Here is a 23,337-nt window from a genome sequence, read left to right as displayed (position 1 = left end):
ACACCGTGGATTATCAACAAATCCTTAATCAAATAAAAGATGAACTTTCTACTAAACAAAGTACAGGGAAAGTTGCATCCTATATTCCTGAGTTAGCCAAAATAAACTCCGAAAAATTTGGTATGCATTTACATTGCATCAATTCTGGGCATTATAATTTTGGAGACAACGAAGAACGCTTTTCTATACAAAGCATCTCAAAAGTATTTACTCTTTCTCGGGCAATGTCTTTATTAGGCGACGATCTTTTTAAACGTGTAGATGTAGAACCATCGGGAAACCCTTTTAATTCTTTAGTGCAATTAGAATACGAACAAGGAATCCCCAGAAATCCCTTTATCAATGCTGGTGCACTAGTAATATCTGATGCTTTGATTTCTGAATTAGAGCATCCTAAAAAAGATTTTCTTGATTTCATTCATGAAATTACTGGCGACTCAAGTATCACTATTAATCCTCAGGTTTATATATCCGAAAAAAAGCATAGTTATCGTAATGCAGCCTTACTAAACCTTATGAAATCTTTTGGTAATATCGAAAATGATATTGAAACTGTTTTGGATTTCTACATCTATCAATGTTCTGTAGAAATGTCCTGTAAAGAACTATCTACCGCTTTTATGATGTACGCCAATCAAGGAAAAAAACTTGCAGACAACACCCAAATACTCTCTCCACAAAAAGTAAAACGTATCAATGCCATTATGCAAACCTGTGGTTTTTATGATGAAGCCGGAGAATTTAGCTTTAGAGTAGGATTACCAGGTAAAAGTGGTGTAGGTGGAGGAATTGCAGCAGTACACCCGGGGCAGTATACGGTGACCGTTTGGAGTCCCTGTCTTAACCCAAAAGGAAACTCTGAATTAGGAATGCATGCCTTAGAACAATTAACAACTCTAACTGGATTATCTATTTTTTAGCCACCACAAAGCAACTCCCTCCAAAAGGTATTTTTTTTGAGTTTTCAATCTTTTTAAGCTCCCATCTCCATAAACGATTTAAAATAGCGTTAAAAAAATTTTTATCTGTATTGTGTTCTCTTTGTTGCTTACTTAGTTTCCCAGGATTTTTATTCAACCCTATTCTGCTGGGAATAGATCTAAATAAGAAAACAGGAAAAGGCAATATCGAAAAAACATAAGTAGAATAGGTAATGCTAAAGCCACATGAGGTCAACACTTCTTCTAATTGAGACAAACTATATCTTCTAAAGTGTCCCGCTATATCATCTTCATTAGACCATAAAAAATTAAAAGCGGGTACAGTAATGTAAACATTACCATCATCTTCTAAATAATCATAGACGTTTTTCAGAAATCCAAGATCATCATCTATATGCTCAACAACATCAAACATACCTATAGATGCCAAACTAGATTTTTGAAATTGACTATCTTCGAGTGTAGAACATACAATATTCTTTATATTTCTTTTTTTAGCATTTAAAGCTCCATCATATCCCGGTTCAACTAAAACAACCTCAAGACCCTCATCCTGCAAGCCTTTTGAAACAAAACCATTTCCCCCTCCAATATCAAAGAATAGTTTTTGAGGACTGTATTTTAGTACTGCCTTCTTAATAACATTATTTCTATGCGTAAACCAGAAACTATTTTCTTCTATTTGAAAACAATCAGAATTACCTTCATCAGGATAAGAAATATTGGAGCTTGTTTTGGAATGGTATATTCCATCTTCTTCTTTTTTGAGATTTTTAGCAATTTTAAGAAGATCAATCATAATTAATGATATTTAATACGTTTTAAACATTTTTAATATTGCACAAGAATTAAATATAATAGAGTATTTAGATACTTCAATTCAATCTTTATTTAACTGTTGCTTTGCCCAATCCAGATTATTTTTTGCAAGTTGAAAACTTGGATTGATCTCTAAAGCCTTAGTACATGCTCTTGCTCCTTGCTCCCATTGCTGCATTTGATTGTAAGCAGAGCATATATTATTAAATGCTACTATACTTTTAGGATCTACTTCTAATAACTCGTTACTTATTTCAATACATTTTTGATAATACCCTAACTTATAATAATTATAGCTAAGAAGATGATATTCTTTTATTGTCATTTTCGATCTTCTGCGCATCCCATTAACAGATGCTTCGAGGTTATTTTGTGCAAATGAATTATTCGGATTAAACATCAAAGATTTTTCACATGCCTCTTTGGCTTCATCGTACATCAAAAGATTATTATAAGCAGAACATAAATTATTATATGCTATAGCATTGTTTGAATCTAATTCAATTACTTTTTTAAGCACTTCAATACATTTGAAATATTCCTTATTATTATACAAAAGTAAACTCAACTGAATATAACCACCAACGGTTGGTTTCCTCGTCAATTTATCTCTTAATTCAACAATATGTTTGTTTATATCTTTATGATTCTTTACTATAAAACAAATCCCAACTCCATCAATTTTCACTTCATGAACCGTATGTTCTGGTGACCAATTTACGTTAGTATGATCTCTATTATATTTTCCTTCAGCCAAAAGTATAATCGAATAATCCCAATCCATAGAGTGTCGATGCGTTAATACATTTCTCAGTTTTGAACTTTTATCTGTATGAAATGTCATTTTTGTCTGACTCCCATAATATAAACGAACCCTGGGAGGGTTATTTTCATCACCAACATTTTCTTCAAGCCAGTTTAAGGCAGGTTTTACTCCAACCCCATAATAATCTATTTCATAATTTCCATAAGCACCAGAGACACCTCCAATAATTGGACTAAAATATAGTGCTTGCATAGGGTGATAACGTGCCATGAAATACAATGGTTGCAGCAGCATCAGAATCAAAATACCGATCAGTAATTTGGCAATTTTTTCTTTCGGTATCATCTCGAACAATTTAATCCAAGATAAGGCACTAACAATAACAATAGGTAATATGGCAAACATAAACTGCCTTGAACCATCATGATTGTTAGGTTTCCCTATAATAACTAATATCATAGGAAAAACTGAAGCAAACAACACCATCGATATATGAAGTATATTAATCTTTGAGTTCTTATAATATACTAACGGAATCAGAAAAAAACCTAGAAATGCATGTAATGGCATCATAATAATGAATAGGTTTTTTATTGCATAATACCAAGGAGCATTAAAACTACTCTGCCAAACACCTTCAAATAACTGCAAATTTTCAAAACCTTTAAAATTTTTCATTGCATATATTATCTCAATAGGTGCTTTTATTGGATTGGTTTGCGCATATGGCCAAAAAATGCTGACAACAAAATAAGACAATAAGGAAATTAATATGGTTTTACCAGCCAGCAGTAGGGTATCCTTTGTCAAAAATTCTTTAAAGCCTGATTCATAATTTTGTATGAACCACCACAAAAACACTGACAGTATCAAGTAGCCAATAGTTATTATACCGATTACCCTGATATTTATTAATAATGAAATATTGAGTATTAGAAAAAAAGCTCTTTTTAAAGTAACTCTGGGTAACTCTTTTAATAGTTTTATTATATGAAATAAAGAAAACATATAGAATGCCGCGGCAGGAATATCTTTAGGATTATTCATAGAATAGCCAAAAATCACTGGACATAGTACAACAAAAACTAACGCGAGCAAACCAACCTTCCATCCCCCCAGTTCTTTTCCAAGCAAACCACAAAACAAAAAAAGTAAAAATCCGAAAATAGAGTTTATTAAATTTTTAAATCGATACACTTCAAAAGAGTTAAAATATTGATGTAAGAAATTCGTAAGAAGGTCAAAGAAACCTCCAAAACCATTCATACCACGATTTTCATTTTCCTGGCTTATAGCGACATCAATATAATTGCCTTCTTCATCGATAGGACTTGATGCTGCTATATCATCTATTCCTTTAAAATAGTTAAGAATTCTAACACCATGATCTTGATGTATTTTTGCATCTTCTAATGGACCATAATCTTTACTTAAAAACATCATGGTTAATCCAATAACAAAAGCAGTTAGTATAAAGCCATTTCGATAATTAATATTTTTTTTAAAATTAAATTCCATGCATCCTTATTTTTTATCGAAAAAACTTATGATTAGATTTACTATTTTATTTTGATCTTCCCTATGTAATTCATAGTATAAAGGTAATCGCAATAACCTTTCGGAAAACATCTCACAATTCTCTAACTCCATACTATCGTTTTCTACTTCATAAAAAGGACTTTTATGAAGTGATATATAATGAAAAACTGCATACACTCCGTTATCTTTTAAATAGTTAATTAATTGGCTTCTTTCCTTAATACTTTTACAAACTATATAAAACAAATGCCCATTACAAGTTGCATATGCTGGTATTTTGGGTAATGTTAATAAACCTTGGCTTTCAAGTCCTTTAAGGCCTTCATAATATGTTTCCCACAAAGTTATTCTTCTGGATTGAATTTTTTTTAAATTCTCTAGTTGCGCAAATAAAAAAGCTGCAGTAACATCTGAGGGTAAAAAAGAAGAACCTAAATCGACCCAAGAATACTTGTCTACTTCTCCTCTAAAAAATGCAGATCGATTGGTCCCTTTTTCCCAAATAATTTCTGCACGTTTGTCAAATCGTTTATCATTCACAACTAACATACCCCCTTCTCCTGAAATAATATTCTTAGTTTCATGAAAAGAAAATGTAGCTAAATGCCCTATAGTACCTAAAGTTCTTCCTTTATAAAAAGAGTCAATAGCCTGTGCAGCATCTTCAATCACAAATAAATTATGCTCTTTGGCTATTTGCATAATTGTATCCATCTCACACGATACACCTGCATAATGAACAGCTACAATAGCTTTTGTTTTATCAGAAATTAATGATGTTATCGAATTAGCATCAATATTGGGGTTATCAATATAAGAATCCGCAAATATGATCTTTGCTCCTCTTAACACAAAAGCATTGGCGGTAGACACAAAAGTATAAGAAGGCATAATAACTTCATCTCCTGGCTTAATATCTATGAGTATTCCTGCCATTTCCAAAGCATCTGTGCATGAAGAAGTCAATAAGCAATTTCTATAACCTATAACTTCTTTAAAAAAATTATGACATTTTTTGGTATAATATCCGTTCCCTGAAATTTTTCCTCTAGAAACTGCATCTTTAATATAATACAGTTCATCCCCGGTCATATAAGGTTTATTAAATGGAATCATCTAAATTGATTAGGTTAAAAAAACTTATTACTAATTAAATTATCCTCAATAACAAATATTGATTTTCAAGATTCTATAGCTATGTTTGAAGGTATACAATTTAACAAATTCTTTAGATTATCAATTTTAATGAAAGAAAATATCGGTAAAAAACACTCTTCACCTATTTTAATAAGTAACAAATTAATTACAAGGGTACGAATTTTGCCTTGTCTGGAAGTAAAAATTTCATAAACGCAATCTCTTCAGGAGTTGATCTTTTAGTATAGCTTCTTGACTCCATAATAAAATAAGTAATCTTTTTACTTTTTATTTCATGTTCGTATTGAATAATTTTTATACTACTATTTTCCAAACCTGCATCTACAAGGTACTCTTGCATTTTTCTGGTTTTTTCAGATAAAGAGACCTCTAAAAATTGATTCCCTACTTTATCCGTTAAATCTTTTGCAGGCGCACCACCATAAATACAATTGTATTTCATATCTGAAGTAATCACAGACCCAGCCAAAGCCAACGATTTATTTTCAGCTTTAATAGGAGAAACTATACAATGACCTACAAACCATACATCATCCCCTACTTCAAGTTTTTGCTCAGACTTAAAACGACACCCCTCTAAAGTATCTCCATATTTTATATGACTCCATAATTGAGATTGTGCCCCTATACCGCAATTATTTCCAATCGAAACTCCTCCAATAGAATCAATTATAGTAAACTGACCAATCCATGCATTATGACCAATATAACAAGGTTTATACCCATGTATATTAGTATCATGATGAATTTTAGAATAATCTCCTAACCTAAACTCGTCAATAATAATTTGAACATTAGCCCCTATGTAGCAGTTATCTCCAATTACTATACTTCTAGCATTTCCATTAAGACCTCGGATTACAGCAGTAGGTTCTATAATTGTATTCTTTCCTATTACTATATGTTCAGCTTGGATATTATTATAACTTCTCATTCGATAATTTCATCAATAATAAATGTAGGTCTTTTTTTTGCAGTATCAAATATCTTTCCAACATACAAGCCAAGAATTCCTATAGAGAATATTATAATTCCAGCTAAAAACCAAATAGAGAGAATAAGACTAGTATATCCAACAACCTCAATACCATCAGTTAAGTATCTATACAGATAAAAACAACCCACTAAAAAAGAAATAAAAGAAATTAAAAACCCAAAACGAATTGTAAGTATTAATGGTTTATTAGAAAATGTTAAAAAAGTATTTATGGCTAGTCTAAGTAATTTTGCAAAAGTATATGTAGACTTACCTGATTCTCTTTTCGCATGATCGACATTGATAGATGTTTTAGTAAACCCTACCCATTGAATCATAATAGGAAAAACACGAATAACATCTCCCATTTTCAATACAGAGTGTATTACTTTTTTGTGATAAATCCCAAAATTTGCTACTGCTCTATCTTGTTTTGTATCTGTAAAAAAAGATAACATTCTATAAAAAAAGATCGAGAACATCTTCTTAAAAAAATTATCTTTTCGTTCCTTCCTTCTTGCCAAAACTATATCATATCCTTCTTTCGCTTTATTGTAAAGTTTTTCTATTTCTTCTGGTTGATCTTGTAAGTCACAATCCATAACCACAACCCAATCTCCTTTTGCCTTATGCAATCCCGCGGTAATAGCATAATGTTGCCCAAAATTTCTACTGAGTTTTACTCCAATAACCTTATTATTTATTTTCGCAATATCCTTAATTCGCGCCCAAGAATTATCAGGACTATAATCCTCAACTAAAATAATTTCATAATCTTCAGTTATCGTACTTACACTTTTCGCAATCCGCTTAACTAACAAAGGTATAATATACTCTGCATTGTAAACTGGACTAACTATAGATAGCTTCATGATTTTATTTTTTAATCTCGAATAAGATTGTGTTTAAAAAAAGGATACTAAATGTTTTTGTTTTTCAAAAAAGGATGATAATCTCCTTGCAAGGGAGTAATTTCTACATTTCTAATATCGTGTACGATTTCAATAGAAGGTTTAGCGTCAATCAACCCATAACCTTTACCTTTCAAAATCCCTTCATAACTTCTTGTGTGTAATTCTGTAAAACCGGTGCTAAACTCTATTTCTTCGTTATCAATAGTGATTGATCTATATGTTCTCTTACCCTGTGCTTTTATCTCATCGGGTATATTATCATAATCAATAGATAAGAACCAACGAACTCTGGCTTTTTCAAATTCGAGATAACCAGAGGCACTATCATTCATAAGAAGGTGTACTTTGTTTTCTTTTAGTTCTCCAAAAACCCAAGATAACATATCGTAAAAATGGACACCTATATTCGTAGCAATACCTCCGGATTTTGATATATCCCCCTTCCATGAATTATGATACCAATTACCTCTTGAGGTTAAATACGTAAGATCAAAATCATATATTTTATCCTTTGGTCCGTTCTCCACCTTTTCCTTTAATGCTATAATACTTGGATGTAATCGTAACTGCAAAATAGTATTTACTTTTCCCGCCGATTCTTGTTCAATATCGATTAAATTATCAATGTTCCATGGATTAAGAACCAAAGGTTTTTCGCAAATTGCACTGGCATCTCTTCGTAAAGCCATACGTATATGAGAATCATGTAAATAATTTGGCGTACATATGCTTACATAATCTAACTGTATATTTTTACGCCTTTTGAGTTTTTCTATATGCCTATCAAATCTTTCAAACTCAACAAAAAAATGAGCATCAGGGAAATAACTATCTATGATACCTACACTATCAAATTTATCTAATGCAGCAATTAAATTATTATTAGTATCCTTTATTGCTTTAAGATGTCTAGGAGCGATATAACCTCCTACTCCGATTATTGCGAAGTTTTGATTATTCATGTATTATACTTTAGAAACTTTATCATCATCATATTTATATTCTTCATTGCTTTCTGGACATATAGCCATATTATCTGAGTTAAAATGTAACCTATGGCCGTACTCACTCATCCAACCTATTTGCTTGGCTGGATTGCCCACTACCAAAGCATAAGGTTTTATATCCTTAGTTACAACAGCTCCTGCTCCTATAAAAGCATATGAACCTATATCATGACCACAAACAATGGTTGCATTTGCTCCAATTGTTGCTCCCTTTCCTACATGGGTTTTAGCATACTCTCCTCTCCTGTTTACACTACTTCTGGGATTTACCACATTGGTAAAAACACAAGAAGGTCCCAAAAAAACATCATCATCGCAAGTAACTCCAGTATAAATTGAAACGTTATTTTGAACTTTTACATTGTTACCCAAAATCACATCAGGTGAGATGACCACATTTTGACCAATATTACAACTCTTGCCAATAATACTGTTTGGCATAATATGAGAAAAATGCCATATTTTTGTGTCATCTCCAATTTTGCAACCTTTATCAATTACTGCGGTCTGATGAACGAAGAAATTTAAACTCATTAAACAATTTTACAATTTATAATACCTTTTTACTAAAATCTATCAAAAGGATATTCAATTTTAAAAAAAGGATACTCAAATATAGTATAATTCATTTTTGTTTATTCATGTGAGATAACAATTCGCCAAAACTATTATTTTTTTTGTGTCATTGAAAACCATAATCTTAGATTTATTCTCATCATAATACATAAAAAACTCACTCTTAGGATTATGAAAACAACATAAAACTATTATATTTAATCCCGATTGAGCTTAATAAAATAAGGATACGATAAAATGATATTGTTGTTTACAGAATGAAATAGTTTCCTTAAGCTATCTAAAATTCAAAGAGCATATGTTCAAAAACTTTACCTCTAAAAAATTTGAGTCCCGGGCTTTACTAACAATACTTGTTGTTACCTTTTTTGTGTATTTCAACCATTTTGACAATCCTTTCTTTTTTGATGATACCCATACAATTTCAGAAAATGAATCGATAAGAAGCTTAAGCAATTGGACTGAGTTTTTTACCAATGCTGATACGTTTAGTTCGCTTCCAGCAAATAGAGCGTATCGCCCTATGATAACTCTTAAAAATGCAATAGATTACTCAATTGCCGGTGGTTTAAATCCAAGATATTACCATTATCATATCTTTTTTTGGTTTTTGACTTTAATTGTTTTGTTATTTATACTATCCAGACATATTTACAAGCAATCTGATTCAAAAAATAAGCTCATCGGGATTACAGCACTTTTTGCCACAGCTTGGTTTGCACTTCATACCGCTAATGCAGAAACTATTAATTATATCTGTGCTCGATCTGATTCTTTTTCAACTTTATGTATTGTTGCATCATTGCTTTTGTACATTCACCCTACAAGTAGAAAATGGTATTTATATTTGCTCACAATGATTATTGGGATATGGACAAAACAAACCGGAGTGATGTTTTTTCCAATCCTTTTCGTGTATGTGCTTTTATTTGAAGAATACGATCTCATTTCAGAATTTAAAAAAGATACGAAACAAAAAGTTTTAAAATTATTTAAAAAAGTCGTTCCAACAGGAATTATTGCTGCATCACTTTTTTTATTTAATCAATACTACCTAACACCTAAGTCCACCGATTCTACTAATTATTTTGTCACAAAGTTTGAATACATTAGCACTCAATGCTATGTAATTATGCATTACTTAGGCAACTTCATACTCCCTATTAATCTAAGTGCAGACCCAGATATAGCTATTATAAAACCTTGGTATGACATTAGAATATTATTAGGGTTTATACTAATTTCGGGGCTTGTTTTTATCATGATAAAAACTGCTCTAAACAAGAAACTTAGACCCATAGCATTTGGGATCGCTTGGTTTTTTATCGCTTTACTCCCTACCACGCTGAACCCATTGTTTCAAATAGCAAATGATCATCGAATGTTTTTCCCTTTTGTTGGACTCTTCATTTCGGTACCATGGGGAATTATGATGTTGTTGGAAAAATATAATGTACTAGAAAAAAGTAAAAACTATTCTTTTAGAATCGTTGCTCTATTCATAGTTATTATTTCAACTCATGCCTATGGCACTACACAACGGAATAAAGTATGGGACTCCCCTGATTCTTTATGGCTGGATGTTGTTGTAAAAAGTCCAAAAAATGCTAGAGGTATAATGAATTATGGACTTACTCATATGGCAAAAGGAAATTATGATACCGCCTTAGAATATTTTAATCGTGCATATAATCTCGAGCCTAACTATTGCTTAATACATATAAATTTAGGAATTGCTTATGGTGGTAAAAAAAATCATACTAAGGCAGAGCAATATTTCAACTCTGCTTTAGCATTCAATATAACCTCTCCAGATCCAGAGTATTTCTATGCAAAATATCTCATCGGTCAAAACAAATATACAGAAGCAGAAAATTACTTAAAAAAAGCTTTAATCAAAAGCCCAAATCACTCACAATCAATACAATTATTAAATTCTATTTCTAAAAAAACAACAACCCTAAAACAAGAAATTGAAATATTGCAAGAAAAAATAAAAAAGCAACCGACTCCAAATGTATATATCGCATTAAGTTTAAAATATTACAAATTGAAAGAATACAAAAAGGTAATTTCAATTTGTAAAGAACTACTAAAAAAAGACCCTAATAATGTACTTGCATATAACAACATATGCTCTGCCTACAATCAAATGAAGCAATGGGAATTAGGTGCACAAGCATGTAGGGAAGCGTTAAAAATAGATTCTAATTTTCAAATTGCCAAAAACAATCTGAAATGGGCAACCGATAACATGAACAATTAACCCAATTTAAAATACATATTTATAATGCTTAATAATAAAACAATTGCAGTAGTAGTCCCTTGCTACAACGAAGCTAAACAAATAAAAATGGTATTAGACAGTATGCCAGATTTTGTTGACCGAATAATTGTTGTAGATGACGCATCCAAAGATGACACTACTGGGGCAGTTATGAAGCATTTACTAGAAAACAAATCTTCTCTTAAATTAATTTCTAATATTTCTCAAGAAATTATCCCTAATATATACAATAGAGCAGATATTGAAGTACAACAAAAGAGTATAGATGAAATTCAAAAATTCACTCCAATAGAAGTTTTAAACAAAGATCCAGAAAACGAACGAATAATCGTAATTCAACATCTTAAAAACGGAGGTGTTGGCGCAGCAATTGCCACTGGTTATAAATGGTGCAAAGATCACGATATCGATTGCACTGCAGTAATGGCTGGTGATGGACAAATGGATCCCAACGAACTCGAATCAATATGCAAACCAGTAGTAGATGAGGGTATTGACTATGTAAAAGGTAATCGATTGATACACAAAAGTGCCTGGGTTATAATCCCCAGAGTTCGATTTTTAGGAAACTCTATACTAAGTATTCTTACGAAAATTGCTTCTGGATACTGGGGAGTTTCTGATACCCAAAGTGGGTATACCGCAATATCAAATAATGCACTAAACTCTGTTCCTTTATATGACATTTACAAAAGATATGGAATGCCCAATGATCTTTTAGTAAAATTAAATATTGCTTTTTGCACCATTCGAGAAGTAAAAATAAAACCAATATATGGAGTTGGTGAAAAATCTAAATTAAACATTCTCAAAGTTTCTTTTCCAATTCTGTTTTTACTTATTCGTTGCTTTTTTAAACGTTTACAAACAAAATATTTATATAGAAGTTTTCATCCATTATATGTACTCTATTGGATTTCTTTTATAATAGGAACGGTTAACATTTATTTTTTATATCAATTGATTGTCAACTTTCTAGATCCTGATTCAAAAACTCCAACAGATTATTTAATCATTTTTATCTTTCTTACAATATCTGGATTTCAATCCTTACTTTTTGCAATGTGGATGGACATACAAGACAATGAAAGGTTATCTAAATAAGGTTACTCAAGCTCTCTAAGCTTACTTAATTCTACAGGCGAAAAATAAAACCAAACAGCACCTGGCAGTAAAGAAATAAGTTGCAGTAAAAAGATGATCAAAGATAATGCTATTGCATCTTGAGAAGGAAGATCGTACAATTGAAAAATAATAACTAGTGATGTTTCACGAACACCTATTCCTAATATGGTGATCGGAAGCAATGTTAATATCCCTAAAATAAATGCCCCTAAAAATAATCCTAAATGATTTATTGAAATATTCATCGCCCAGGCAACATAATTAAATACGCCATAAATCAAAACCATACTAAGGCAAGTTATACCTAAAGCTTTCAGACCACTATAACCTCTAAGGTTATGAGAATTGAACGCATTCCACCAAGGTTGTATGATTTTAATCAATTTATTTCGTAAAGTATAAAAAAGGGTAATTCCTAAAAGAAAAACTCCAATCCACAATAGCAAAGACCAGGAATTATCAGGTAATCTTAATATGCTAAAATGTACTTGATAATAAACAATGGCAATTAAGCTAAAAAAAACGAGGCAAATTAAATCAAAAATTCGATCCATGATAAGACTAGACCAGCCAATCTTTTGGTTAGGTAATTGATCTTTAATATAGAGTAATCTTGCAAAATCTCCTATTTTACCAGGAGTAATATTTGCAAGAAAAAGACCAATAAAAAAAACTTTAAATGCTTGATAGTTTTGCAAGGGTATATCATAAGAATTAGAAACAATCCTCCATCTTACACTTTTTAAATAGAAAGCTACCCAAAAAATAAGGATGGCAACTAACAAATGGATTATAGAAATTTTATTAATGGAGTCTATGGTTTCTCTCCAACCAACTTTATAAATTAAAAAGCAAAAAAGGATTACTCCTAAAAACTTAACCAAAAAACCAAATCGTTTCAAAACTTTATATGCATTACTTAGTACCTTTAAAATTATCTAATAATATTAGTAAAACTTCTACTATTCATATTTTATAAAATTAGCTTCAAATCATTTGTATTAAAAATGACGCATGTATACCCGCAAAGTAATATTTTACTCCGGTAGAAACAAAAAAGAAATATATGTATTAAGAATCCGAAAAAAGAAAAAGGATCCTATTTTAACCTCAAATAGAATCCTTTTAGAGCGGGAGACCGGGTTCGAACCGGCGACATTCAGCTTGGAAGGCTGACGCTCTACCAACTGAGCTACTCCCGCTTTTACGATGGCAAATGTATTAGATTTATATTAAATAAAAAATAAAATATTTTTTTTTATTACTACTGAATAAAATTTTAACAAAACACGAAATTGACGTATAGAAAATTGGTGTTTTATCGATAATAATTGTATTTTACCGAAAAAATTGTATATTTGCTTAGTTAATTGGATTTTAAAGTTTTAACAGTTTATATTTATCTTCATAATTATGAAGATTTTTTTTAAAACATAAAATCAATTACGGTTAAACCATAATGTAAAGATTTTTTAACCGCACCCAAAACTTAAACTATGAAGATAAAATTACCCCTAATAATTTTACTTTTATCTTTAGCTAATTCGTATGCGCAGGTCAAGATTGGCGATAATCCCAATCAAATTGACCCTTCTTCTATATTGGAGTTAGAGAGTACTGACAAAGCACTTGTACTGACTCGAGTAACCACTGCTCAAATGAATGCTATTACTCCTCTTAATGGAGCATTAGTTTATAACACAGATGATGACTGTGTTTATCAATATAATAACAACTCGTGGAGTAGTTTATGTACTGGAGGAGCTACAGGACAGACTGGTGCTACCGGACAAACCGGAGCGACAGGACAAACTGGTGCAACAGGTCAAACCGGAGCTACGGGTCAGACAGGAGCTACCGGACAAACAGGTGCGACTGGACAGACAGGCGCTACAGGACAAACCGGAGCTACGGGTCAGACAGGAGCTACCGGACAAACAGGTGCGACGGGTCAAACTGGTGCCACTGGACAAACAGGTGCGACAGGACAGACTGGTGCTACAGGACAGACTGGTGCTACAGGACAAACAGGAGCTACAGGACAGACTGGCGCTACGGGTCAAACCGGAGCTACAGGTCAAACCGGAGCTACGGGTCAAACCGGAGCTACAGGTCAAACTGGTGCGACAGGACAGACTGGTGCTACAGGACAAACCGGAGCTACGGGACAAACCGGTGCGACAGGACAAACCGGAGCTACAGGTCAAACCGGAGCTACAGGTCAAACCGGAGCTACGGGACAAACCGGTGCTACAGGACAAACAGGTGCAACAGGACAAACAGGAGCCACTGGACAAACAGGAGCTACAGGTCAAACTGGTGCGACGGGTCAAACAGGTGCTACAGGACAAACTGGCGCTACAGGAGCGACTGGACAAACAGGAGCCACAGGACAAACAGGTGCGACAGGACAGACTGGCGCTACAGGACAGACTGGCGCTACAGGACAAACAGGTGCGACAGGACAAACCGGAGCTACAGGACAAACCGGAGCTACAGGTCAGACTGGAGCCACAGGACAAACAGGAGCAACAGGACAAACCGGAGCTACGGGTCAGACAGGCGCTACCGGACAGACTGGCGCTACAGGACAAACAGGAGCGACGGGACAAACTGGTGCTACGGGTCAAACTGGTGCCACTGGACAAACAGGTGCGACAGGACAGACTGGTGCTACAGGACAAACTGGTGCTACGGGTCAGACAGGAGCGACAGGTCAAACTGGTGCAACAGGACAAACTGGTGCTACGGGTCAGACAGGAGCGACGGGTCAAACAGGTGCTACAGGACAAACTGGTGCAACAGGACAAACTGGTGCTACAGGACAAACTGGAGCCACCGGACAAACAGGTGCAACAGGACAAACAGGTGCAACAGGACAGACTGGTGCAACAGGACAAACTGGAGCCACAGGTCAAACAGGTGCGACTGGACAGACTGGTGCTACGGGTCAAACTGGAGCTACAGGACAAACAGGTGCGACAGGACAAACTGGAGCGACAGGTCAAACTGGTGCTACAGGACAGACAGGAGCGACTGGTCAAACAGGCGCTACAGGACAAACAGGTGCAACAGGACAGACTGGTGCGACGGGTCAAACAGGTGCTACAGGACAAACAGGTGCAACAGGACAAACAGGAGCGACGGGTCAGACAGGTGCTACAGGACAAACCGGAGCTACAGGACAAACTGGTGCTACGGGTCAGACAGGAGCGACAGGTCAAACTGGAGCCACCGGACAAACAGGTGCTACAGGACAGACAGGAGCGACTGGTCAAACAGGAGCCACTGGACAAACCGGAGCTACAGGACAGACTGGTGCCACAGGACAAACAGGTGCGACAGGACAGACAGGTGCTACGGGTCAGACAGGAGCCACTGGACAAACTGGTGCGACTGGTCAGACAGGAGCTACAGGACAAACTGGAGCCACCGGACAAACCGGTGCGACTGGACAGACTGGCGCTACGGGTCAAACTGGTGCCACTGGACAAACAGGTGCGACAGGACAGACTGGCGCTACAGGACAAACCGGTGCGACTGGACAGACTGGTGCTACGGGTCAAACTGGAGCTACAGGACAAACAGGTGCGACAGGACAAACCGGAGCGACAGGTCAAACCGGAGCTACAGGACAAACCGGAGCTACAGGACAGACTGGTGCTACAGGACAAACTGGAGCCACCGGACAAACAGGTGCAACAGGACAAACAGGTGCAACAGGACAAACAGGAGCGACAGGTCAGACAGGAGCTACAGGACAGACTGGTGCTACAGGACAAACCGGAGCTACGGGACAAACAGGCGCTACAGGACAAACAGGAGCCACAGGACAAACAGGTGCAACAGGACAGACAGGAGCTACGGGACAGACAGGAGCGACGGGTCAAACAGGTGCAACAGGACAAACAGGAGCGACGGGTCAAACAGGTGCTACAGGACAAACCGGAGCTACAGGACAAACTGGTGCTACGGGTCAGACAGGAGCGACAGGTCAAACTGGAGCCACCGGACAAACAGGTGCTACAGGACAGACAGGAGCGACTGGTCAAACAGGCGCTACAGGACAAACCGGAGCGACTGGACAGACTGGCGCGACGGGTCAAACCGGAGCGACTGGACAGACTGGCGCTACAGGACAAACTGGTGCGACGGGTCAAACCGGAGCCACAGGACAAACAGGAGCCACAGGTCAAACCGGAGCTACGGGTCAGACAGGCGCTACCGGACAGACTGGCGCTACAGGACAAACAGGAGCGACGGGACAAACTGGAGCCACAGGTCAAACAGGTGCGACTGGACAGACTGGTGCTACGGGTCAAACTGGAGCTACAGGACAAACAGGTGCGACAGGACAGACTGGTGCGACAGGACAAACTGGAGCGACAGGTCAAACTGGTGCAACAGGACAGACTGGTGCTACAGGACAGACAGGAGCGACGGGTCAAACAGGCGCTACAGGACAAACAGGAGCCACAGGACAAACAGGTGCAACAGGACAGACAGGAGCCACTGGACAGACAGGAGCGACGGGTCAAACAGGTGCAACAGGACAAACAGGAGCGACGGGTCAAACAGGTGCTACAGGACAAACCGGAGCTACAGGTCAAACAGGAGCTACAGGTCAGACTGGAGCCACAGGACAAACAGGAGCAACAGGACAAACAGGAGCAACAGGACAAACCGGAGCTACGGGTCAGACAGGCGCTACCGGACAGACTGGCGCTACAGGACAAACAGGAGCGACGGGACAAACTGGTGCTACGGGTCAGACAGGAGCGACAGGTCAAACTGGTGCAACAGGACAAACAGGTGCGACGGGTCAAACTGGTGCAACAGGACAAACAGGTGCGACAGGACAGACTGGTGCTACAGGACAGACTGGTGCTACAGGACAGACTGGTGCTACAGGACAAACTGGTGCTACGGGTCAGACAGGAGCGACAGGTCAAACTGGTGCAACAGGACAAACAGGAGCCACTGGACAGACTGGTGCGACGGGTCAAACAGGTGCTACAGGACAAACCGGAGCTACAGGTCAAACAGGTGCGACAGGACAGACAGGTGCTACAGGACAAACTGGAGCCACCGGACAAACAGGAGCTACAGGACAAACCGGAGCTACCGGACAAACAGGAGCTACAGGTCAAACCGGAGCTACGGGTCAGACAGGAGCTACCGGACAAACAGGAGCGACCGGACAGACAGGCGCTACAGGACAAACCGGAGCTACGGGTCAGACAGGAGCTACCGGACAAACAGGTGCGACGGGTCAAACTGGTGCCACTGGACAAACAGGTGCGACAGGACAGACTGGTGCTACAGGACAAACAGGAGCTACAGGACAGACTGGCGCTACGGGTCAAACCGGAGCTACAGGTCAAACCGGAGCTACGGGTCAAACTGGTGCTACGGGTCAGACAGGAGCGACAGGTCAAACTGGTGCAACAGGACAAACAGGAGCCACTGGACAGACTGGTGCGACGGGTCAAACAGGTGCTACAGGACAAACCGGAGCTACAGGTCAAACAGGTGCGACAGGACAAACTGGAGCCACCGGACAAACAGGAGCTACAGGACAAACCGGAGCTACAGGACAGACTGGTGCTACAGGACAGACTGGTGCTACAGGACAAACTGGAGCCACCGGACAAACCGGTGCGACTGGACAGACTGGTGCTACGGGTCAAACTGGAGCTACAGGACAAACAGGTGCGACAGGACAGACAGGTGCTACAGGACAAACCGGAGCTACAGGACAAACTGGTGCAACAGGACAAACCGGAGCTACAGGACAAACCGGAGCTACAGGACAAACTGGTGCTACGGGTCAAACCGGAGCTACGGGTCAAACTGGTGCGACGGGTCAAACAGGTGCTACAGGACAAACCGGAGCGACAGGACAAACTGGCGCTACAGGACAAACCGGAGCTACAGGACAAACTGGTGCTACAGGACAAACCGGAGCTACAGGACAAACAGGAGCCACTGGACAAACAGGAGCAACAGGACAAACTGGTGCTACGGGTCAGACAGGAGCGACAGGTCAAACTGGTGCAACAGGACAAACAGGTGCGACGGGTCAAACAGGTGCGACGGGACAGACTGGAGCCACCGGACAAACAGGTGCTACGGGTCAGACAGGAGCGACAGGTCAAACTGGTGCAACAGGACAAACAGGAGCCATTGGACAGACTGGTGCGACGGGTCAGACAGGAGCTACAGGACAAACAGGTGCTACAGGACAAACTGGTGCTACAGGACAAACAGGTGCGACAGGACAGACTGGCGCTACAGGACAAACAGGTGCGACAGGACAAACTGGAGCCACCGGACAAACAGGTGCGACAGGACAAACAGGTGCGACAGGACAGACTGGCGCTATAGGACAAACAGGAGCTACAGGACAAACCGGAGCTACAGGTCAAACAGGAGCTACAGGTCAAACCGGAGCTACAGGTCAAACAGGAGCCACAGGACAAACCGGAGCTACAGGTCAAACAGGAGCCACAGGACAAACCGGAGCTACAGGTCAAACCGGAGCTACAGGTCAAACAGGAGCTACAGGTCAAACCGGAGCTACAGGTCAAACAGGAGCGACTGGACAGACAGGTGCTACAGGACAAACAGGTGCGACAGGACAGACTGGCGCTACAGGACAAACAGGAGCCACTGGACAGACTGGCGCTACGGGTCAAACTGGTGCCACTGGACAAACAGGAGCTACAGGTCAAACAGGTGCGACAGGTCAAACCGGAGCTACGGGTCAGACAGGAGCTACCGGACAAACAGGTGCCACTGGACAAACAGGAGCTACAGGACAGACTGGCGCTACGGGTCAAACAGGAGCTACAGGTCAGACTGGAGCTACAGGACAAACCGGTGCGACTGGTCAGACTGGAGCGACAGGTGCTACAGGACCAACAGGACCTACTTATATAGAAAGCGTAACAAATACTATTGCTGGTAATAGAATCGCTACAGTGAACCTATTTGATGGAAGCACAGTAGATATTGATGAGACAATAACAACATTATCTCAAAATGACGCTAGTGCGACAGGAGAAATCACTTATACTAATGAAGCTGGAACGGCAACTACAGCACAAGTAGTAAGTGCAGATACAGATAACGAAATCTCATCAGGAACTGATGGTGGGGCATTCTTTGTTAGCCCTGTAAAAGCAATGGGTAAAGTCGCTGGCAATGGAGTAGCAGTAGCTGGAAAAATAACTGGTGCCACTGTTTCAAGAATTGATGAAGGGGATTATCAAATATCATTCCCTGTCGGATCACCAATGCCAGACGCAAATTACATTATCCAGCTTTCAATACTAGATTGTGGTGGTGATTGCCCTGGTAATACTGGTCAAGACTATGATGATCCTGGTATTACATACTATGATCAAACGACTACAGGATTTAAAGTTAATATTGGTGATAGTGATAATGGAGCGAATCAAAAAGATGATATAGATTTAGAGTTTATGTTTACTGTTCTTGACTTTTAAAAAAGTACGTATATTGAACTTAACATATGGAACACCTTTAAGAAAGTAAGATAGTTCAAAAGCAAATAATATTGAAAATGAAAAAATTACCCCTATACATATTATTTATAGCATTGATGAATCAAGCCTATTCACAAATAGGTCCAAATGATGCAAATGCATTAATGGGGTTACCAACGGCTACAGATTTAACAGAAATAAATGCTATACTTAATCCACAAATTGGTTCTGTAGTATTTAACTTGGCCGATGAAGAAATCTATAGATATACAGGTCTTGCTAATGGTTGGCAAATAGCAACAGATGATCAAACAGATGCTGAAGTAAGTTTAACAACACCTATCGATGTAGATGAAGCTGGTGCCACATCGACAACAAACGAGACCAATCTCCAGGAAGTGATTGAAGCTATTGCTCCAATAACTTCTGGTGCTGCTAGAGTGTTCTACCCGCCTTCAATTGCTATTGATGCTACCTCAACCGGGGCTAAAACACCTATTGATTTATATCAACTTTATGTGGATCAGTTTGGAACACCTATTGCAGCCAGCGATCCTGTTAATGCTCCTACGATACCCGTCTATAATAGAAACGAATTGTATTATTATGTAACCTTTGCAGATGAGAATGTCTTTGGAAACCCCACAACCATTTCCCTTGATAGTAATGGAAACATGAGCTATAGTATTGTAAACCTTCCAACCGATTTTAACACGATCATTAATGTAGTTTTTGTAGTTAGATAACATAACATATGAAATCTAAACACTACATATCATATTTTTTATTCATCCTACTAATATTAGTATCGTATGGCAATTCTTATGCCCAAGATACGTATGCCGATAATTTTGGTACTGTAGCGTATACTAATAATGATGGAAACCAAAATTGGGCTAATAATTGGACAGAAGCCAACGATGATAACAGCGCCAATAGTGGTTTCATTCAAATTACAGGTGGAAGGCTTTTCTTTGATTTTTTATTTTTCGAAAATATTAGACGTACTGCTGATTTATCGGCAGCAACTTCTGCCACATTATCCTTTGATTGGGAAACTGTAAGTCTCGATGGAACAGAGGCATTATCTTTGTTTATTTCAGATGGAACAGGGTTTACACAAATCATCGCTTTTACAGGAACACAAACTGGAACCTTCACGCAAGATATTTCAGCATTTATATCAGCAACAACTATAATTGCATTTGGCCGTTCTGGAGGATTTTGGGAAGGAGATGATTCGGCATTTATAGACAATGTTCTAATTTCGGCAACAGGAGCAACACCTGAACTATCAATTACTGATGTTACAGTTAACGAGAATGCAGGTACAGCAGATCTAACTGTAAGTCATACAGGTGCTAATACTACAGGCGGTTTTACAGTAGAATATTCTACAGCGAACAATACAGCTTTAGCGGGCCCTACGAATGATTATATAAATCCCGCTCCCCCTACTCCTACAATTAGCTTTTCTGGAACAAGTCCAGAAAATCAAACGCTAACCGTACCCATTACCATTGTAGACGATAATTTTGCCGAAGCCACAGAATCATTTTTTGTAAATCTTGCTAATGTTAGTGACCCTTCAGTAACCATTACTGATGGGCAAGGAGAAATAACTATTACAGATAATGATCCAGCTTCTATTGCTATTAACGATATAACAGTTAATGAAGCAGCTGGTACAGCAACATTTACCGTTACATTATCTGGCGCAAGTGTTTCTGGTGGTTTTTCAGTACCCTTTACTTTTGCAGACGGTACTGCCACAGATCCTGCAGATTATATTTCTGCAACCGCGACCGGCTCCCCTATTAATTTTGCCGGAACCATTAATGAAACACAACAAATAACGGTTTCGATAGTAGACGATAATGATATTGAAGGAGATCATAACTTCTTTGTGAACCTAGGCGCTCCAAGTAACACATTAGTAACTGTAAGCGATGCAACTGGCGAAGCTACAATAGAAGATAATGATGCCGCTCTTAGTATAAATAATGTATCTGTTAATGAAAATGCAGGTACAATTACATTTACAGTAACTCATATAGGGCCAGATACTTCAGGAAGCTTTACCGTAGACTATGCTACGGCAGATAATACAGCTACAGCTGGTGTAGGTAACGATTATACCGCAGATAGTAACACGTTGAATTTCACAGGAACTAGCGGAGATACAGAAACGATCACGATCACAATACTAGATGATATTGTAGTAGAAGGGGATGAAACATTTTTTATTAACTTCTCTAACGTAAGTGATGCCTCTGTAGATATAACTGATCAAGGTATCGGAACTATAATCGATGTCGAAATAGAGAATCCAAGACCTTATGAAGAAAGAATAACCCTTAATGTTAGGGGTAATTTTGATATGATTGGCAACACAAATCTTATTTGTACTGCCAATTGCCCGGGAACACCTGTATCCAATAACCCAACTGTAGTTATGGGATATGCTAATATTGATGTAACCCGAACAAATTCTAGTAGTGCAGATCTTACACTCCCCGTAGGAGCAACAGTTGCTTGGGCCGGCTTATATTGGGGAGGTTCTTATAATTCAACATTTGGTGGTATTACCAACCCAAATCCTGCACTAAGCCTACAACAAGTACAATTTAGAGAAGCTGGAGCTGGCACATACACTACTGTAAATGCAGGTTTAACTAATATTGAAACAGGTTCATTTGCCGGTTGGAATACATTCATGTCTTATGCCGATGTTACTTCATTAGTACAAGCAGCTGGATCTGGGACATATACTGTAGCGGACATCCCTCTAATTACCGGAAGTGCGTTCACAGGGCCTTTTGGAGGTTGGACAATGGTAATAATTTACGAAAACCCCGCGGATATAACTCGAAGTGTTAGTATTTGGGATGGTTTTGATTTTTTTGGATTTGGAGCCAATGATAATTTTACAGTAACTGGATTACTTACCCCATCAACTGGTGCTTTCGATACCGATGCAGGATATTTTGGGTTTGATGGTGATTCTGGAGGGTTTACCGGAGATTTTGTTGCCATAAACGGAACAGCACTTTCTAATGGATTAAACCCCGCCAATAATACTTTAAATAGTACAATATCCAAATTTGGCGTTGATGTTGGTGGACGAAACCCTAATCAAAGTTTTAATTGGGGAATTGATATCGATATTTTTGATGCCACTGGTTTTGTACCTAATAATGCGACAACCTTAGCCGTAGATCTTGGTAGTGCAAGTGAAGGGATTTGGGGAGGAGTATTTGCCGTTTCTACAGAGGTAGCCTTTCCTGCCGTAGCTAGTAAAAACTTTTCTCCAACATCAATTGGATATGGAGAAGAATCTACAGTAACGATTGTATTAGATAACCCTTCAACTGGTGTAGATTTAACAAACTTATCCTTGACAGATAACCTACCAACCGGGATGAATATTTCGATAACACCCAATGCCACCTCTTCCTGCGGAGGAACTATAGCCGCCGTTGCTGGTAGTGATAATTTCACTATTTCTGGTGTAAATTTACTTGCTGGAAATAGTTGTACCTTTACATTTGATGTTATCGGAACCGCTGTTGGAGATATAGATAACACGGTTTCATCAGGTGATATCACTAATGATCAAGGTATTCCTTTAGCCGGTACTACAACGGGTACACTAAATGTATTTATTAGAACTGTAGTTACCAATAGAAAAATAACCTATAGAGTGAACTCAAACTAA

At 38.1% G+C, this 23,337-nt stretch carries 14 protein-coding genes and 1 tRNA gene; 6 read left to right on the top strand and 9 right to left on the bottom strand.

Annotated features, from left to right (window positions below; translation table 11 throughout):
• Positions 1-5 precede the first annotated feature (5 nt).
• Positions 6-920, top strand: coding sequence for a glutaminase (locus ABW637_RS10685; protein ID WP_367584676.1), 915 nt, complete (start codon positions 6-8; stop codon positions 918-920).
• On the opposite strand, the gene ABW637_RS10680 is transcribed toward ABW637_RS10685, so the two are convergent.
• The 7 genes from ABW637_RS10680 to ABW637_RS10650 all read right to left on the bottom strand — a co-directional run bounded on the left by ABW637_RS10680 (position 910) and on the right by ABW637_RS10650 (position 8,654).
• Positions 910-1,740 (bottom strand): class I SAM-dependent methyltransferase, encoded by an 831-nt coding sequence (locus ABW637_RS10680; protein WP_367584675.1) that lies wholly within the window; start codon positions 1,738-1,740, stop codon positions 910-912. The genes ABW637_RS10685 and ABW637_RS10680 overlap by 11 nt on opposite strands.
• An 81-nt stretch (positions 1,741-1,821) precedes the next feature.
• Positions 1,822-4,044, bottom strand: coding sequence for a hypothetical protein (locus tag ABW637_RS10675; protein ID WP_367584674.1), 2,223 nt, complete (start codon positions 4,042-4,044; stop codon positions 1,822-1,824).
• Positions 4,045-4,050: 6 nt separating this feature from the next.
• Positions 4,051-5,181, bottom strand: a complete 1,131-nt coding sequence (gene rffA, locus ABW637_RS10670; RefSeq protein WP_367584673.1) for a dTDP-4-amino-4,6-dideoxygalactose transaminase — start codon at positions 5,179-5,181, stop codon at positions 4,051-4,053.
• Between the two features lie 187 nt (positions 5,182-5,368).
• Positions 5,369-6,157, bottom strand: a complete 789-nt coding sequence (locus ABW637_RS10665; RefSeq protein WP_367584671.1) for a hypothetical protein — start codon at positions 6,155-6,157, stop codon at positions 5,369-5,371.
• Entirely contained in the window at positions 6,154-7,071 is a 918-nt protein-coding gene (locus ABW637_RS10660; RefSeq protein WP_367584670.1) for a glycosyltransferase family 2 protein, read from the bottom strand. The genes ABW637_RS10665 and ABW637_RS10660 overlap by 4 nt, the downstream gene beginning before the upstream one ends.
• Before the next feature lie 47 nt (positions 7,072-7,118).
• Positions 7,119-8,075: a Gfo/Idh/MocA family oxidoreductase gene (locus ABW637_RS10655; protein WP_367584669.1), complete on the bottom strand. Its 957-nt coding sequence runs from the start codon at positions 8,073-8,075 to the stop codon at positions 7,119-7,121.
• A gap of 3 nt (positions 8,076-8,078) precedes the next feature.
• Entirely contained in the window at positions 8,079-8,654 is a 576-nt protein-coding gene (locus tag ABW637_RS10650) for an acyltransferase (RefSeq protein WP_367584668.1), read from the bottom strand.
• Between the two features lie 340 nt (positions 8,655-8,994).
• Here ABW637_RS10650 and ABW637_RS10645 point away from each other — a divergent pair, with 340 nt between their 5' ends.
• Both ABW637_RS10645 and ABW637_RS10640 read left to right on the top strand, forming a co-directional pair.
• A complete protein-coding gene (locus ABW637_RS10645) occupies positions 8,995-10,962 on the top strand; it encodes a tetratricopeptide repeat protein (protein ID WP_367584667.1) in 1,968 nt (655 codons plus the stop codon).
• Positions 10,963-10,986: 24 nt separating this feature from the next.
• Positions 10,987-12,087 carry a glycosyltransferase family 2 protein gene (locus tag ABW637_RS10640; RefSeq protein WP_367584666.1) on the top strand — a complete coding sequence of 367 codons (1,101 nt, stop codon included), beginning with the start codon at positions 10,987-10,989 and terminating at the stop codon, positions 12,085-12,087.
• Between the two features lie 2 nt (positions 12,088-12,089).
• On the opposite strand, the gene ABW637_RS10635 is transcribed toward ABW637_RS10640, so the two are convergent.
• Positions 12,090-13,010: a lysylphosphatidylglycerol synthase transmembrane domain-containing protein gene (locus ABW637_RS10635; protein WP_367584665.1), complete on the bottom strand. Its 921-nt coding sequence runs from the start codon at positions 13,008-13,010 to the stop codon at positions 12,090-12,092.
• Positions 13,011-13,237: 227 nt separating this feature from the next.
• Positions 13,238-13,310, bottom strand: a tRNA-Gly gene (locus ABW637_RS10630).
• Between the two features lie 294 nt (positions 13,311-13,604).
• On the opposite strand from ABW637_RS10630, the gene ABW637_RS10625 reads away from it, so the two are divergent.
• The 3 genes from ABW637_RS10625 to ABW637_RS10615 all read left to right on the top strand — a co-directional run bounded on the left by ABW637_RS10625 (position 13,605) and on the right by ABW637_RS10615 (position 23,337).
• Positions 13,605-19,619 carry a beta strand repeat-containing protein gene (locus ABW637_RS10625; RefSeq protein WP_367584664.1) on the top strand — a complete coding sequence of 2,005 codons (6,015 nt, stop codon included), beginning with the start codon at positions 13,605-13,607 and terminating at the stop codon, positions 19,617-19,619.
• Positions 19,620-19,696: 77 nt separating this feature from the next.
• Positions 19,697-20,365 (top strand): hypothetical protein, encoded by a 669-nt coding sequence (locus ABW637_RS10620; protein ID WP_367584663.1) that lies wholly within the window; start codon positions 19,697-19,699, stop codon positions 20,363-20,365.
• 8 nt (positions 20,366-20,373) lie between these two features.
• A complete protein-coding gene (locus tag ABW637_RS10615) occupies positions 20,374-23,337 on the top strand; it encodes a Calx-beta domain-containing protein (protein ID WP_367584662.1) in 2,964 nt (987 codons plus the stop codon).

Origin of the sequence: Aquimarina penaris (assembly GCF_040786285.1) — a bacterium.
GTDB lineage: Bacteria > Bacteroidota > Bacteroidia > Flavobacteriales > Flavobacteriaceae > Aquimarina.
This window is presented reverse-complemented; position numbering and strand designations above follow the sequence as displayed.

What these genes read in the sequence shown, in the direction of transcription:
- ABW637_RS10680 (WP_367584675.1), bottom strand. Translation starts at nt 1,740, where the DNA reads ATGATTGATCTTCTTAAAATTGCTAAAAATCTCAAAAAAGAAGAAGAT.
- ABW637_RS10675 (WP_367584674.1), bottom strand. Translation starts at nt 4,044, where the DNA reads ATGGAATTTAATTTTAAAAAAAATATTAATTATCGAAATGGCTTTATA.
- rffA (WP_367584673.1), bottom strand. Translation starts at nt 5,181, where the DNA reads ATGATTCCATTTAATAAACCTTATATGACCGGGGATGAACTGTATTAT.
- ABW637_RS10665 (WP_367584671.1), bottom strand. Translation starts at nt 6,157, where the DNA reads ATGAGAAGTTATAATAATATCCAAGCTGAACATATAGTAATAGGAAAG.
- ABW637_RS10660 (WP_367584670.1), bottom strand. Translation starts at nt 7,071, where the DNA reads ATGAAGCTATCTATAGTTAGTCCAGTTTACAATGCAGAGTATATTATA.
- ABW637_RS10655 (WP_367584669.1), bottom strand. Translation starts at nt 8,075, where the DNA reads ATGAATAATCAAAACTTCGCAATAATCGGAGTAGGAGGTTATATCGCT.
- ABW637_RS10650 (WP_367584668.1), bottom strand. Translation starts at nt 8,654, where the DNA reads ATGAGTTTAAATTTCTTCGTTCATCAGACCGCAGTAATTGATAAAGGT.
- ABW637_RS10645 (WP_367584667.1), top strand. Translation starts at nt 8,995, where the DNA reads ATGTTCAAAAACTTTACCTCTAAAAAATTTGAGTCCCGGGCTTTACTA.
- ABW637_RS10640 (WP_367584666.1), top strand. Translation starts at nt 10,987, where the DNA reads ATGCTTAATAATAAAACAATTGCAGTAGTAGTCCCTTGCTACAACGAA.
- ABW637_RS10625 (WP_367584664.1), top strand. Translation starts at nt 13,605, where the DNA reads ATGAAGATAAAATTACCCCTAATAATTTTACTTTTATCTTTAGCTAAT.
- ABW637_RS10620 (WP_367584663.1), top strand. Translation starts at nt 19,697, where the DNA reads ATGAAAAAATTACCCCTATACATATTATTTATAGCATTGATGAATCAA.
- ABW637_RS10615 (WP_367584662.1), top strand. Translation starts at nt 20,374, where the DNA reads ATGAAATCTAAACACTACATATCATATTTTTTATTCATCCTACTAATA.